General features: G+C 71.9%; 13 protein-coding genes. 10 read left to right on the plus strand and 3 right to left on the minus strand.

Annotated features, from left to right (window positions below):
• Nucleotides 1–20: 20 nt before the first annotated feature.
• The 7 genes from KV097_RS06620 to KV097_RS06650 all read left to right on the plus strand — a co-directional run bounded on the left by KV097_RS06620 (nt 21) and on the right by KV097_RS06650 (nt 6771).
• The gene (locus tag KV097_RS06620) at nt 21–989 is read left to right on the plus strand and encodes a metal ABC transporter substrate-binding protein (RefSeq protein ID WP_220365422.1); all 969 of its coding nucleotides are present in this window, start codon (nt 21–23) and stop codon (nt 987–989) included.
• The gene (locus KV097_RS06625; protein ID WP_220365423.1) at nt 986–1780 is read left to right on the plus strand and encodes a metal ABC transporter ATP-binding protein; all 795 of its coding nucleotides are present in this window, start codon (nt 986–988) and stop codon (nt 1778–1780) included. The genes KV097_RS06620 and KV097_RS06625 overlap by 4 nt, the downstream gene beginning before the upstream one ends.
• A complete protein-coding gene (locus KV097_RS06630) occupies nt 1768–2631 on the plus strand; it encodes a metal ABC transporter permease (protein ID WP_308289360.1) in 864 nt (287 codons plus the stop codon). Before KV097_RS06625 ends, KV097_RS06630 begins: the two co-directional genes overlap by 13 nt.
• A complete protein-coding gene (locus KV097_RS06635; protein ID WP_220341204.1) occupies nt 2628–3020 on the plus strand; it encodes a Fur family transcriptional regulator in 393 nt (130 codons plus the stop codon). Before KV097_RS06630 ends, KV097_RS06635 begins: the two co-directional genes overlap by 4 nt.
• Entirely contained in the window at nt 3011–3889 is an 879-nt protein-coding gene (locus KV097_RS06640) for a 3-methyladenine DNA glycosylase (RefSeq protein WP_220365424.1), read from the plus strand. The genes KV097_RS06635 and KV097_RS06640 overlap by 10 nt, the downstream gene beginning before the upstream one ends.
• Nucleotides 3890–4132: 243 nt before the next feature.
• Complete coding sequence (locus tag KV097_RS19705) at nt 4133–5341, plus strand: ROK family protein (RefSeq protein ID WP_220365425.1); 1209 nt, start codon at nt 4133–4135, stop codon at nt 5339–5341.
• Between the two features lie 134 nt (nt 5342–5475).
• On the plus strand, nt 5476–6771 hold the full coding sequence (locus tag KV097_RS06650) for a C39 family peptidase (protein WP_220365426.1): 1296 nt from the start codon (nt 5476–5478) through the stop codon (nt 6769–6771).
• A gap of 69 nt (nt 6772–6840) precedes the next feature.
• On the opposite strand, the gene cimA is transcribed toward KV097_RS06650, so the two are convergent.
• A complete protein-coding gene (gene cimA / locus KV097_RS06655) occupies nt 6841–8430 on the minus strand; it encodes a citramalate synthase (protein WP_220365427.1) in 1590 nt (529 codons plus the stop codon).
• A 147-nt stretch (nt 8431–8577) separates the two neighbouring features.
• On the opposite strand from cimA, the gene KV097_RS06660 reads away from it, so the two are divergent.
• Together KV097_RS06660 and KV097_RS06665 are read left to right on the plus strand one after the other, a co-directional pair.
• Nucleotides 8578–9636: an NADP-dependent oxidoreductase gene (locus KV097_RS06660; RefSeq protein WP_255559262.1), complete on the plus strand. Its 1059-nt coding sequence runs from the start codon at nt 8578–8580 to the stop codon at nt 9634–9636.
• Complete coding sequence (locus tag KV097_RS06665) at nt 9633–10328, plus strand: hypothetical protein (protein ID WP_220341199.1); 696 nt, start codon at nt 9633–9635, stop codon at nt 10326–10328. The genes KV097_RS06660 and KV097_RS06665 overlap by 4 nt, the downstream gene beginning before the upstream one ends.
• On the opposite strand, the gene KV097_RS06670 is transcribed toward KV097_RS06665, so the two are convergent.
• Together KV097_RS06670 and KV097_RS06675 are read right to left on the minus strand one after the other, a co-directional pair.
• Complete coding sequence (locus tag KV097_RS06670) at nt 10306–11751, minus strand: FAD-dependent oxidoreductase (RefSeq protein ID WP_220365428.1); 1446 nt, start codon at nt 11749–11751, stop codon at nt 10306–10308. The genes KV097_RS06665 and KV097_RS06670 overlap by 23 nt on opposite strands.
• On the minus strand, nt 11748–12701 hold the full coding sequence (locus tag KV097_RS06675; protein ID WP_220365429.1) for a hypothetical protein: 954 nt from the start codon (nt 12699–12701) through the stop codon (nt 11748–11750). The genes KV097_RS06670 and KV097_RS06675 overlap by 4 nt, the downstream gene beginning before the upstream one ends.
• A 109-nt stretch (nt 12702–12810) precedes the next feature.
• Here KV097_RS06675 and KV097_RS06680 point away from each other — a divergent pair, with 109 nt between their 5' ends.
• Nucleotides 12811–13821: an NADP-dependent oxidoreductase gene (locus KV097_RS06680; RefSeq protein ID WP_220365430.1), complete on the plus strand. Its 1011-nt coding sequence runs from the start codon at nt 12811–12813 to the stop codon at nt 13819–13821.
• Nucleotides 13822–13835 lie beyond the last annotated feature (14 nt).

Genomic DNA, 13835 nt, shown 5'->3' on the forward strand with positions numbered 1-13835 from the left:
ACCGCAATAGGCTCTCCCTCATGCTCCGCCTCTTCTCGGCCCGTCGTCGGCTCTGCGCCCTCGCCGTCGCTCCGCTCGTCCTCGCTCTCGCCTCGTGCGGCGGTGACGACGCCGGCGGGTCGGACGACCCCGTCAAGGTGGTCGCCGGTGCGTACCCGTTCGCGTACGTGGTCGAGCAGATCGGGGGCACGATGGTGGACGTGGACAACCTGACGCAGCCGGGCGTCGAGCCGCACGACGTCGAGCTCACCGCCAAGCAGATGGCGGCGGTGACCGACGCCGACCTCGTCGTGTTCCTCCACGGCTTCCAGCCGCAGGTCGACGAAGCCGTGGACCAGAGCGGCCTGCCCGACGAGGCGCGGCTCGACGTGGCCGACGTCGTCGAGCTCCTCGGCGTGACCGACGACGGCCACACCGTCGAGGAGGGGGGCAAGGCAGAGGATGACCACACGACGGGTGACCACGAGGGCGACGACCCGCACGTGTGGCTCGACCCCGAGCGCATGAGCGAGATCGCCGACGCCGTCGCCGAGCGGCTCGCCGAGATCGATCCCGACAACGCCGACGCCTACCGCACGAACGCCGGCGCGCTCGACACCGAGCTCACGGCTCTGGACACCGAGTTCGACGAGGGCCTCGCGCAGTGCGAGACCCGCACGTTCGTGACCAGCCACGCGGCCTTCGGCTACCTGGCCGACGCCTACGACCTGACGCAGGTCGCGATCGCCGGGATCGAGCCCAACACCGAGCCCACGACGCAGCAGCTCGCCGACATCGCCGACCTGGTAGAGAGCCAAGGCGTCACCACCGTGTTCACCGAAGAGCTCACCAGCCCGCGCACGGCGGACACGATCGCCCGTGAGAGCGGGGCGACCACCGCCGTGCTCTCCCCCATCGAGGGACTCACCGACGACGACAGCGACGACACCTACCTGACGCTCATGCGTCAGAACCTCGCCGCCCTGCAGAAGGCGAACCGCTGCTCATGACAGCCTCCGCCTCCACCGATCCGCTCACCATCGACGACGTGCACGTCGTCCTGGGAGGACGCGAGGTCGTGCGCGGTGTCTCCCTCGCCGTCCACGAGTCGGAGTTCGTCGTGCTGCTCGGCAGCAACGGCTCGGGCAAGACGACCCTGATGCGGGCGGCGATGGGCGTCATCCCGATCGCGGCAGGCGAGGTCCGGCTCTTCGGCACCCCGCTGCGGCGGTTCCGCGACCGTCAGCGCATCGGCTACGTGCCTCAGCGGTCCACCGCGGCGGCCGGTGTGCCGTCGACGGTCCGGGAGGTCGTGATGAGCGGTCGGCTCTCGCGGCGACCGTTCGCCGGGCTCTCCTCCCGCGAGGACCGCCGCAGTGTCGCCGAGGCGATCGCGCTCGTCGACCTGGAGGCCTATGCCGACGAGCCGGCCAGCGAGCTGTCGGGCGGACAGCAGCAGCGCGTGATGATCGCCCGCGGTCTGGCCTCGCGCCCCGACCTCCTGGTGATGGACGAGCCCACCGCCGGGGTCGACGCCCGCAGCCAGCTCGCGCTCGCGGAGCTGTTCGGGCGGCTCCTGGGCGAGGGCCGTGCGATCTTCATGATCGCGCACGAGCTGGGACCGTTCGAGCCGATGATCGACCGGGCCGTCGTCCTTCGCGCGGGCCGCGTCTCCTACGACGGTCCGTGCTCCGGCGGCGACCCCGCCGCAGCCGCCGAGCCGCACAACCAGCACCATCCGCACCTGGTCGCCCCTCAGCCGCGGACCGGGATCGACGAGTCGGGGGTGTGGCCGGCGTGATCGACATCCTCTCGTACGACTTCATGCGGCAAGCACTGCTCGCCGCTGTCATCACCGGCCTGACGGCGCCGGCGATCGGCATGTACCTCGTGCAGCGGCGCCTCGCACTCCTCGGTGACGGGATCGGCCACATCGCCCTCACCGGAGTCGCCGCCGGCCTGCTCACCAACACCCAGCCGCTGCTCACCGCCGTCGTCGTGAGCATCCTCGGCGCCGTCGCGATCGAGCTGCTGCGCACGTACGGCCGCACGAGCGGCGACGTCGCCCTCGCGCTGCTCTTCTACGGCGGGCTGGCCGGCGGCGTCATGCTGACCAACCTCGCCGGCGGCTCGGCAGCAGCGCTCAACAGCTACCTCTTCGGGTCGATCACGACCATCGGCGCCGGTGACCTCGTCATCGTCGGCGTCCTGGGGGCGGTCGTCCTCCTCCTCGGGATCGGCCTGTCGCCGCAGCTGTTCGCGGTGTGCCAGGACGAGGAGCACGCGCGCGTCTCCGGCGTGCCCGTGCGGGCGTACGCCCTGCTGATCGCCGTGCTCGCGGCGGTGACGGTCACCGTGTCGATGCGGACCGTCGGACTGCTGCTGGTCTCGGCACTCATGGTGGTACCGGTCGCCGCGGCGCAGCAGGTGAGCCGCAGCTTCCGCGGCACGTTCCTCCTCGCGATGGTGATCGGCACCTTCGCCGCCGTCGCGGGCCTGCTCGGCAGCTACGAGATCAACACCCAGCCCGGCCCGACCATCGTCATCGTCGGCCTCGCCGTGTTCCTCGCCGTGGCGGTGGTGGGGCACCTCGCACGCTCCTGGCGACGGCGGGGCCGCCCGGCGCACGACCTCGCGGAGGAGGCCGCATGACCGAGACGCCTGTACGTACGACGCGCCAGCGGCGCGCCGTGGCCGCTGTGATGGCCGACCTCGACGGCTTCGCGAGCGCGCGCGAGATCCACGACGCGCTGCGTGACCGCGGCGAGTCCGTCGGGCTGTCGACGGTCTACCGCAACCTCCAGGCGCTGGTCGACGCCGAGGAGGTCGACCAGCTGCGCAGCGACGACGGCGAGGTCCTCTATCGCCGGTGCATGACCGACCACCATCACCACCACCTCGTCTGTCGTGAGTGCAACCGCACGGTGGAGGTCCAGGGCCCGGCGCTGGAACGGTGGGTCGAGCAGGTGGGTGCCGAGAACGGGTTCCGGCAGATGTCGCACACCCTCGAGATCTTCGGGACCTGCGACCAGTGCGCCTGAGGCTCGACGAGCGCGACTGGCGCGAGCGGGCGCAGCGTCACCGCGCCCGGGTCGAGCCCTACGTCACCGGCCGGGTGCGACGCCGGCAACGCGGTGAGAAGCATCCGGTCGACGACTTCCTCTTCGAGTACTACGGCTACTCCCCCGCTCGGCTGATGCGCTGGCACCCCGGCGCGGGCGTCGTGCTCGGCGGTGACGCGTCGGAGTACGCGCAGCTCGGGACGTACCGCACGTACGACGACGGCGTCGGCGCCGACCTGGGGCGGATCGCCGGCCGACGGGACGGCTTCGAGTGGACCCGCGGTCTGCTCGCGCTCACGGGCTCGCGTCCGGGCCGGACCGACTGCTTCGGTCTGCACGAGTGGGCCATGGTCTATCGCCAGGCTCCCGACGAGGTCCGCCATGCGTCGTGGCCCCTGCGCCTGGGCCCGGCTGGGACCGATGCCGTCGTCGAGGCCCACCAGCTCCGGTGCACCCACGTCGATGCCTACCGGTTCTTCACGCCGGAGGCGGCACCCCGCAACGCGTCGTCGCCGAGCCGTGAGACCCAGCGTGCCACGGAGCAGCCGGGCTGCCTGCACGCCAACATGGACCTCTACAAGTGGGCCATGAAGCTCGTGCCGTACGGAGACTCCGACCTGCTGGTCGACTGCTTCGCGCTGGCCCGTGACGTGCGCGAGCTCGACATGCGCGCCGCGCCGTACGACCTCTCCGCGCTGGGCTGCACGCCGGTGCCGATCGAGACGCCCGAGGGCAAGGCCGAGTACGTACGGCTCCAGCGCGCGCACGCCGAGCGCGCGGCCGGTCTGCGCGCGCGTCTGCTCGCCGACTACGACCGCGCCCTCGCCGCAGGCGCCCAGACACGCTGAGCGTCTCCTCGCGGAGAGGCACGCGGGTGGAGGGCCGCCGTCTGCCCTCCACCCGCACTCTCCCAGGGTGACCCGCCAGGGCGGGTCGTCGAAGGGTTGCGGTCACCTTGACGGCAACCGCGCCGACGTCCCAGCGGTCGAGAATGCTGCGCCGAGGAGCCCGCTGACGCTAAGGTCGCTCTAGTCGCCTAACTTTATCCACTTAAGTGGCTCCGCGATGACGCCGTGACGAAACGAGGGCTCGTGAAGACGTTCCACCAGGACAGCTCGACCGCCGGGCTCGTGCTTCGCACGGTTCTCCACCACGGGGTCGCCTTCCGGGACCAGATCGCGGACTCCACCGGTCTGAGCGCCGCGACCGTCGGTCGGCAGGTCACCGCCCTGGCACGGCGCGGGCTGCTGCGCGAACGCCCCGACTGCACGCGCAGCGGGCACGTCGGGCGACCGAGCATCCCGGTCGAGGTCGACGACAGGCGCCTGTCGGCCGGCGCCGTCCACATCGGGCGGCTGGTGACCACCGTCGCCCTGACCGACCTCCGGGGACGGGTCCTCGGCATCGCCCATCTCCCGACCCGGGGCAGCGACCGCGACCTCGCTACCGTCGCCGCTCGTCGTCTGGTCGGGCTCCGGGCCGGCATCGGCGACCGCACGCTCGTGACCGCGGCCGTCGTCGCACCGTGGGAGGCGCTGGACCGCTCACCGATGATCGCCGGGCGTGTGCTGCGCGACGTCACCGCGCTGCCCACCGCCACGGCCGACCACGTCGCCGCGGTCGCTGCGGCCGACCTCCTGTCGTCGCCGGAGCACGCCCAGGGCACGACGGTCTACGTCTACGCACGAGAGACCGTGGGCGTGGCCACGGTGCATGACGGCGCCGTCCCGTCGGGCGGACGCCGGACCGGCAGTGTCACCCACCTGCCCACCACCTCCGACGCCCCCTGCTCCTGCGGGGCACGCGGCTGCCTCGGCGCCACCGTCGCCGCGATCGGGCCGGCCGCGCACGCCGCGGGCATCGTGACCCGGCCCGACGTCGAGCTGGTGCACGCCGCGGGGCTCAGCGGGGACGCGACCGCGCACGCGCTGCTCATGGCGCGGGCCGACCACCTCGGGCGGGCGGTGGCGATCGTCCGCGATCTCCTCGACCCCCACAGGGTGGTCCTGGCCGGGCAGGCATTCACTGCCTATCCGCCCGCGGCGCCGGTCGTCCTCGACGCGTTCCGCCGGACGACCGGCCTCGGTCCGGTCCCGATCTCGCTCTCGCGGTTCGGCGCCGAGGTGCAGGCGGCAGCCGCGGGTGCCATCGCGCTCGGGCCTGTCTACCGCGACCCGATCGCGGCCCTCGACCGCTACGAGCGGCTCGCCCAGCGCTCCCTCGGCACGCGCCGCTCCCGACCGGCGGGCCCCACGGCGGCCCGCGCCGGCGGGACGGATGCCCGGCTCCAGACCGCCTGACGCGGGATACGTTCCGGATATCGCACCGCGACGCGGGCGGCCCCGACGTCTACCATCCGAGGGGCGAGACGCAGTGTTCCCTGCCAGGCTGATCGTGCGGGAAGATCGCCGCACTCACGAGCCCGAGGAGCGCCATGTTCCGTCAGACCGCGATAGGTATCGCAAGCCTTGCCACCATCGCCGCCGTGACCGCCCCGGTCGCCCCGGTCAACGCCACATCCGAGCCCACCGTCGCGTCGCCCCAGATCACCGCGAAGCACTGGGACAGCGTCCGCGACTTCGCACGCGGCACCTGGGAGGGCGTGATCCCCGCGCTCGACGGGAGCCTCGTCATCAGCCCCAGGTCGAAGCGGACGACCACCTACGCCGACCCGTTCGCGGCCGGCACGGAGAAGTCGTACGTGTACGGACGCTGGACGTCCCCGGTCGTCACGCCCGGCTACGCGATCGACGAGTCGATCACGTCCTGGAACGCGCGGACACCGACCGGCACGTTCGTCGAGACCACCTTCCGCGGCAAGCTGCCCGACGGCACGTGGACCAAGTGGTACGTGATGGGCCGCTGGGCCTCCGGCGACGACTTCGCGGCCGGCGACATCCACCGGACGTCGGTCGACGGCCAGGGCGATGCCAACGCCAACATCTGGACGGACACGTTCTCCGCCCGCACCGGCCGAGAGCCGGTCGCCTACCAGACGCGGGTCACGCTGCTCCGTCCTGAGGGCACCCGGAAGTCCCCGCGCCTCGACGGGGTCACGACCATGACCAACGAGCTGCTCGCCGGAGACGACGGGGTCACGAGCGACTTCACGCTCGGCCGCCACGTCGAGCTGCCCGTCCCTCGGTTCTCGCAGAACATCCACAAGGGCGAGTACCCCGAGTTCGGCGGCGGCGGCCAGGTCTGGTGCTCGCCCACGTCGACGACGATGGTGCAGTACTACTGGGGCAAGCGGTACCAGGTGCCGCGCCGAGAGCTCGCTGACATCGTCGCTCCCAACGGGGACCCCCAGATCGACTACGCCGCGATCAAGACGTGGGACTACACCTACGAGGGTGCGGGCAACTGGCCGTTCAACGCGGCGTACGCCCACACCTTCGGGCTCGACACCTTCGTCACCCGACTGCGGTCGCTCGCCGAGGCAGAGCGGCTGGTCGCGGCGGGGATCCCGGTGATCACGTCGCTGTCGTGGGACCTCGACGAGATGCCCGAGGCGGGCTACGAGACCAACGGCCACCTGATGGTGCTCATCGGCTTCACCGCTGACGGCGACCCGATCCTCAACGACCCTGCGTCGAGCAGCAACGAGGCCGTCCGCAACGTCTACACCCGCGAGAACTTCGAGAAGGTCTGGCAGGACTCGACCGGCGGAGTCTCGTACCTGTACCGGCCGCCGGGCAAGCGGCTGCCGGGTGGCGCGACCAACTGGTGACACGCTGACGCAGGACCCGACGATCACGCAGTACGGGGTGGTCGTCGGGTCCTCTCGTCGGTGCTGACGTCAGCCGTGGTGGCGCAACCCGTACGTGAACGCGTCGAGCAGCGCCTCCCACGACGCCTCGACGATGTTGTGCCCCACGCCGACCGTGGTCCAGGTCGATCTGCCGTCGGTGGTGCTGAGGAGAACCCTGATCCTCGCGTCGGTCCCGCCGGCCTCGTCGAGGATGCGCACGCGGTAGTCGTTCAGCCCGAACGTCGACACATCGGGGAACGCCTGCTCGATCGCCGTACGCAGCGCATGGTCGAGCGCTGAGACGGGACCGTTGCCCTCGCCGGTCACGACGTACCGACGGCCGCCCGCACGCAGCTTGACCGTCGCCTCCGACGGTGCCTCCTCCCCCGCCGCGTGGTGCGACTCGGTGATCACGCGCCACGACTCCACGTCGAAGTAGGAGGGCCGCCGGCCCTCGACGAGCTCGGCCAGCAGCAGCTCGAACGACGCGTCGGCCGCCTCGAACGTGTAGCCGGCCTGCTCACGCTCCTTCACGACCTCGGTCACGCGCACCAGCATCGCCGGGTCGTCGGCGAGGTGGAAGCCGAGCTCCTTGCCCTTGAGCTCGATCGTCGCCCTGCCGGCCATCTCTGAGACGAGGAGACGCATGTCGTTGCCGACGAGCTCGGGATCGATGTGCTGGTAGAGGTCGGGGTCGACCCGGATCGCGCTCGCGTGCAGGCCCGCCTTGTGCGCGAAGGCCGAGACGCCCGTGTACGGCTGCCGCGCGCCGGGCGGATAGTTGGTCACCTCGGCGATGGCGTGAGCGATGCGGGTCGCCTCCCGCAGGGAGCCCCGTGGCATGACCTTCTGACCCAGCTTGAGCTCGAGGTTGGCGACCGACGTGACGAGGTCGGCGTTGCCGGTCCGCTCGCCGTACCCGTTGATGCAGCCCTGCAGGTGCGTGGCACCGGCCTGGACGGCGGCCACCGAGTTCGCCACCGCGCAGCCGGTGTCGTTGTGGGCGTGGATGCCCAGCCGCGCTCCCGTGGTCGCGGCGACGTCGGAGACGATCTCGCCGACCCAGTGCGGCAGCATGCCGCCGTTGGTGTCGCAGAGCACGACGACCTCGGCGCCCGTCTCGGCGGCCGCGCGGACGACCTCCAGCGCGTAGGACCGGTTGGCGCGGTATCCGTCGAAGAAGTGCTCGCAGTCCAGGAAGACGCGCTGCCCCTCTGAACGCAGGTGGCGCACCGTGTCGCGGACCATCGCGAGGTTCTCCTCCAACGTGGTCCGCAGCGCGAGCTCGACATGGCGGTCGTGGCTCTTGGCGACGAGCGTCACGACCGAGGCGCCCGAGTCGCGCAACGCCCCGACGAGCGCGTCGTCGCCCGCGGCAGACCCGGCACGGCGGGTCGCCCCGAAGGCGGCGAGCGTCGCGTTCTGCAGCGACAGCTCCGTCCGCGCGCGGGCGAAGAACTCCGTGTCCTTCGGGTTCGAGCCCGGCCAACCGCCTTCGATGTAGCCCACGCCCAGCTCGTCGAGGTGGCGCGAGATCACGAGCTTGTCGGCGACGGACAGGTTGAGACCCTCCTGCTGGGCGCCGTCGCGCAGGGTGGTGTCGTAGACGTGGAACGTGGGGTCGGGTGCGGTGCTCATGGTGGAACTTCCTCGCGCGCGGGACAACAAAAAAGCCCCTCGGAGTACGAGAGGCTGCGCGTCGGACCCGGATCGCGGGTCAGACGCGCTGATGAATGATCACGAGGGTCATGTGATGCATGGGACCCACTCTAGACTGAGAGAACCATGACTTCCAGCGCAGCCTCAATGCCCACGATCAACCGCGCCGTGCGGCTCGCCAGCCGACCGCACGGCGAGCCCACGTCGGACAACTTCGTCCTCGACGACGAGCCGACGGCCGAGCCGGGCCCCGACGAGCTGCTCCTGAGGACGATCTACCTCTCCCTCGACCCCTACATGCGCGGTCGGATGTCGGAGGCCGAGTCGTACGCCGTCCCGGTCCCGGTCGGCGGCGTGATGGAGGGCGGGACGGTGTGCGAGGTGGTCGCCACCCGCAGCGACCTGTACGAGGTGGGCGACATCGTCCTCGCCCACACCGGCTGGCAGCAGTACGCCGTGGCCTCCGACAAGGCCGTACGTCGGATCGACCCGGCACGCGCCCACATCACGACGGCGCTCGGCGTGCTCGGGATGCCCGGGTTCACTGCGTACGCCGGCCTGCTGGTGATCGCCGACCCACAGCCGTCCGAGACGGTCGTGGTCGCCGCGGCCGCCGGACCGGTCGGCTCAGCGGTCGGCCAGATCGCAAGGATCAAGGGTGCGCGCGCCGTGGGGATCGCCGGCGGACCGGACAAGGTGGCATATGTCAAGGACGAGCTCGGCTTCGACGAGGCGATCGACCACCGCGCACCCGACTTCGTCGACCAGCTCGCCGCCGCGACTCCCGGGGGCATCGACGTCTACTTCGAGAACGTCGGGGGCAAGGTCTTCGAGGCGGTGCTGCCACGCATGAACGAGTTCGGTCGCATCCCGGTGTGCGGCCTCGTCTCGCAGTACAACGCGACGGGCACCCCCGAGGGCCCCGACCGGCTGCCCGCCCTCATGAACCGGATCCTCGTCCGCAGCCTCACCGTCCGCGGCTTCATCCAGCGCGAGTTCGTCAGGCTCCACTACCGCCCGTTCCAGGAGGAGATGGGCGACTGGGTCGCCCAGGGCAAGATCCGCTACCGGGAGCATGTCGTCGAAGGACTGGACAACGCGCCCGACGCCTTCGTGGGGATGCTCAAGGGCACCAACTTCGGCAAGCTCCTGGTGCAGGTCGGCTCGGACCCGACGACGTCGTGACGCGGCCCGTCCCGATCCCCCGCGGGGTCGCCGCGCTGTACGTCGTCCTCACCGACGAGCCGCTCGAGTCCGACTCCCCCGCTCCTCCGCTGCCGCCTGTGAGCCTCCTGCTCGCCCGGGGCTCGAGCCCCAAGGCGGTCCGCTACGCCGAGTCCTTGACGTACGCGACCGCCGTGTCCGCGGAGTCCGACGTCTCCGAGGCGTTGGAGGTGCAGCGACGCACCCAGGCCGAGGCGCGGGCGCTGGCCGCCGAGCACGTCGGCATCGTGGTGGACGCGGCCGTTCCCCGCCTGCTCGGACCCGAAGCGCCGCACCCCGAGGTGCTAAGGATCAGCGAGTGGTTCGTCCTGGAGCGTCCCGACGAGTCGACGACCACGACCCACGGCCTGGCGAGGTTCGGCCTGCCGGAGCTCGTGGTGCCGGACGCCGACCCCGATGCCCTGCCGATGTACGACGCGGTGCTCACGGGGATCGCCCAGCGTGTGACCGAGGAGTGGCCCGACAACGACCCGGTGGGGCCGGCCACCATCACGCTGCGCGACGTCGCCCGTGGCTATGGTGACGCCGGCGCCGGCGGCGACGACCCGACCCTCGCACGACGTGTGGACGTGACGCTGGCCTACGACGCCGACCGTGACCTCCTGGTGGTCACGCTGCACGACGACCCGGCTAAGGCTCTCTTCTCGGCGTGACGGCTCGCCCCAGGTCGGTCCCGAGGAGCCGGCCGAAGGTGAGTGCGGGGGTGACGAGCATCCCCGAGCAGAAGCTGTTGCCACAGGTCGCGCCCGCGCCGATGACCTCGCCGACGGCGTACAGCCCGGGGATCGGGTTCCCCGACTCGTCCCGGACCGCGAGGGATGTGTCCACGTCCAGGCCCTGGAAGGTCACCAACGTGATCGCGTGGTTCCGGACCGCGTAGAACGGCGGAGCGGCGATGGGCGCCGGGAGGAACGTCCGCCCGTGCGCCGGGTCGTGCCCGCTCGCGACCGCCTCGTTGTAGGTGCCGACGGTCTCGCGCAGGCCGGCAGCGTCGATGCCTGCGAGGTCCGCGAGATCGTCGAGGGTGTCGGCGGCATGCAGGCCGGGACGGGTGTTCATCATCGCGCGGACCTCGTCCGGCTCCTTGCCGACGACCATCTGCTGCGTCGTCCCGGACGCGGCCGACAGCGCCACGTCGTCGAAGACCGTCCAGAAGGTCTGGTCGGTGACCTCGGCGAGCGCGCGTTCCTTGAGGTCGATCGACCCCTCGTCCTCGGCCACCCACCGCCGACCGTGCCGGTCGACGTAGATCTCCCAGGGGGGACGCTCGCTGGTGAGCCGCTGCCGGTCGGACCAGTTGGCGCGCCCGGGGGTACGGGGATCGGGGAGTCCGCCGAACGTGGGAAGAGAGGTGCCCTGTCCCTGCAGCCGCGCGCCGACCGACATCCCCAGGTGGAGTCCGTCGCCGGTCGCGGTGCGAGCCGCGGCCGAGACCAGCGGTGCGCCCTCGAGCTCGGCGAAGAGGTCGGGGTCGGCGCCGTAGCCACCGGTCGCGAGCACCACGGCGGCGGCCGACACCGCGACGTCCCGACCCTCGCGATAGACGTCGACCCCGACGACGGCCCCGGACTCGTCGGTCAGGATCTCGGTCACGGCCGCGTTCGTCCACAGCACCAGGCCCTGCTCGGCGCACGCACGCTCCAGCTCGGGCCTGAGCACGTCGAGGACCGACACGCCCTCGTCGGTGCCGTAGCTGGTCCGCGGCGTCTCGTACGGCTCGTGCCCGTAGATGATCCGCGGTGTCTCGGGCGCGAAGGCGAAGCCGTGGTCGTCGAGCCAGTTGAGGGTCGCCGGAGCCTCGCGGGCGACGATCTGGACCAGATCGTCGCGCGCCGTCCCGCTGCTGATGCGGCGGATGTCGGCGAGGTGTGCCTCGGGGCTGTCCTCGATCCCCCGCTCGCGCTGGCGGCGGTAGCCACCGGCCGCCATATGTCCTCCGCTGAGGTGCAGCGTGCCGCCGATGCGGGTGTCCTTCTCCACGAGGAGCACACGAGCGCCGGCGTCAGCGGCATGGACGGCGCACGGGATGCCCGCGGTCCCGGCACCCACGACGACCACGTCGAACGTCTCGTTCATGCCTGGTCTCCCTGGACCTCGATCACCAGGTGCGGCACTCCCGACGGAGGGTGGACCACCGCCGCCCGCGTCTCGCCGAACGGCGCGAGCGTCAGACCGACCGTCTCCCCCGCCAGCACGCCCGCACGCTCTCGCACGCCGTCCAGGTCACCGGTGACGACCACCGCACCGAGCAGGCCGCGGCGTGGGGGGACGGCGCGCCCCCGCAGCGACGCACCCGCCTCCCCACCGCGCTCGACCACGTACCTGACCAGCCCGATGTACGGCTCGTCGGCGGCGGTCCCGACACAGCAGCCCTCCATCCTGACCCGCGTGCCAGCACCCACCAGGTCGGCGACGGACGCGCCGTCGACGACGTACTCGTGCACGACCTTCCAGCCGAAGACGTCGGCACAGAAGGCCTCGGCCGCGTCGACGTCGCTCACGGGCGCGGTGATGCCGAGGACCTCGCTGACCGCCCTGTCGGTCACCCGTACATAGGGATCGAGCGCTCCGGGCGCGCCGCCGAGCAGGGCCACCGTGAGGGTGTCGGCGCCTCGGACGTGTGCTTCTCTTAGCCCGGTGCCCGCCATGTCGTACTCACCGTCCGGCGCCGTCACGTCGAAGCCGGCCGCCGCGGCCTGGGCGGCCGCCGCCGCGAGGTCGGGCGCGTGGAAGTCGATGACCTTGAACGCGTCGCGGTCCAGCGGCGCAGCGGGATCACGGACCGTCTCGTCCGAGGGCGCCTCGAACCGGCACACCACGGCTCCCGCGACGGCTCCAGGAGTCTGCAGCGCCACGACGGAGGTCTCCCCCGCTCCAGCGCCGAGGAGGACGCCCGCGTCACGCGCGCCGAGCACGGTCTCTCCCCGCTCCTCCATCCCGAGCACGGACGCGAAGAGGCGGCGCTGCGCGTCGAGATCGCGCGCGGAGACGAGCGGACCGAAGAGGTGGGAGTCCGACGGTGGCACCGGCGCTCCTTCCGACGCGGCGTGCCGACCGGAGGGATCCGTCGTCACACCTGATGGAATGGTGTTCCATTATGGCTCAGCACACTTTCACCGAGGAAGAGGCCCTCCGATGACTGCACCCCGCCACGTCGACGCCGTCGTGCTGCGCCGCCGCCCCAGCGGACTCCCCCGGCCGGACGACCTCGCCCTCTCCGAGGTCGAGGTTCCCACACTCGGCGACGACGAGGTCCGCGTCTCGGTACTCGACCTCTCGCTCGACCCCTACCTGCGCTCGACGCTGGCGGGACGGCACCTCGACGACGCCCCCGTCGCCGTCGGCGACGTCGTCCCCGGTCGTTCCGTCGGGCGCGTGGTCGCGTCGCGCGCCGCCGACATCCCCGAGGGAGCGCTCGTGCTGGCCGAGACCGGCTGGCGGGCCGAGGCCGTCGTCGCCGCGAAGCAGACCACGCTCGTCCGTGTGCCCGCAGGGGTCCCCGCCTCCGCCGCGCTCGGCGCGCTCGGGATGCCGGGGCTCACCGCGTACGCCGCGATCGTCCGACACCTCACACCTCGGCCCGGCGAGACCGTGGTCGTCGGCGCGGCGACCGGGGGCGTCGGCTCTGTCGCCGGGGCGCTGGCCCGCGACCGTGGTGCGCGGACGGTGGCGATCGTGGGCGACGACGACAAGGCGGCGGACGCGATCGATCGGCTCGGGTACGCGGCGGCGGTCGTCCGCGGGCGCGACGGCTGGGAGGACGCGCTGGCAGCGGCGTGCGCGGACGGCATCGACGGCTATCTGCACATGGGCGACATGCCGACGCTGCACGCCGTGGTGCGCCGGCTCGCGCCGCACGCGAGGGTCTCGCTGTGCGGGCTCATGGACCAGTACAACGACGGGCCTCCCACGACGCTGCCCGTCGCCGCGATCATCATGGCGCGCGCCACGGTGCACGGGATGGTCGTGTACGACCACGGCGACCTCGTCGGCGCCCAGCTCGCCGAGGTCGCGGCACTGCTCGCCGACGGATCGCTGACGCTGCACGAGGAGCGCCACGAGGGTCTCGCCTCCGCGCCCGCGGCGTTCGCCCGGCTGATGGCCGGCCGCAACCGCGGCAAGGTCGTCGTCACCGTCGGACGCTGACGTCGTACGGCGAG

The organism is Mumia sp. zg.B17, from assembly GCF_019550915.1.
Classification (GTDB): domain Bacteria; phylum Actinomycetota; class Actinomycetes; order Propionibacteriales; family Nocardioidaceae; genus Mumia.

Excerpts from the sequence above, each read along its gene's own strand:
- KV097_RS06620 (WP_220365422.1), top strand. The coding sequence starts at position 21 with ATGCTCCGCCTCTTCTCGGCCCGTCGTCGGCTCTGCGCCCTCGCCGTC.
- KV097_RS06625 (WP_220365423.1), top strand. The coding sequence starts at position 986 with ATGACAGCCTCCGCCTCCACCGATCCGCTCACCATCGACGACGTGCAC.
- KV097_RS06635 (WP_220341204.1), top strand. The coding sequence starts at position 2,628 with ATGACCGAGACGCCTGTACGTACGACGCGCCAGCGGCGCGCCGTGGCC.
- KV097_RS06650 (WP_220365426.1), top strand. The coding sequence starts at position 5,476 with ATGTTCCGTCAGACCGCGATAGGTATCGCAAGCCTTGCCACCATCGCC.
- cimA (WP_220365427.1), bottom strand. The coding sequence starts at position 8,430 with ATGAGCACCGCACCCGACCCCACGTTCCACGTCTACGACACCACCCTG.
- KV097_RS06660 (WP_255559262.1), top strand. The coding sequence starts at position 8,578 with ATGACTTCCAGCGCAGCCTCAATGCCCACGATCAACCGCGCCGTGCGG.
- KV097_RS06670 (WP_220365428.1), bottom strand. The coding sequence starts at position 11,751 with ATGAACGAGACGTTCGACGTGGTCGTCGTGGGTGCCGGGACCGCGGGC.
- KV097_RS06680 (WP_220365430.1), top strand. The coding sequence starts at position 12,811 with ATGACTGCACCCCGCCACGTCGACGCCGTCGTGCTGCGCCGCCGCCCC.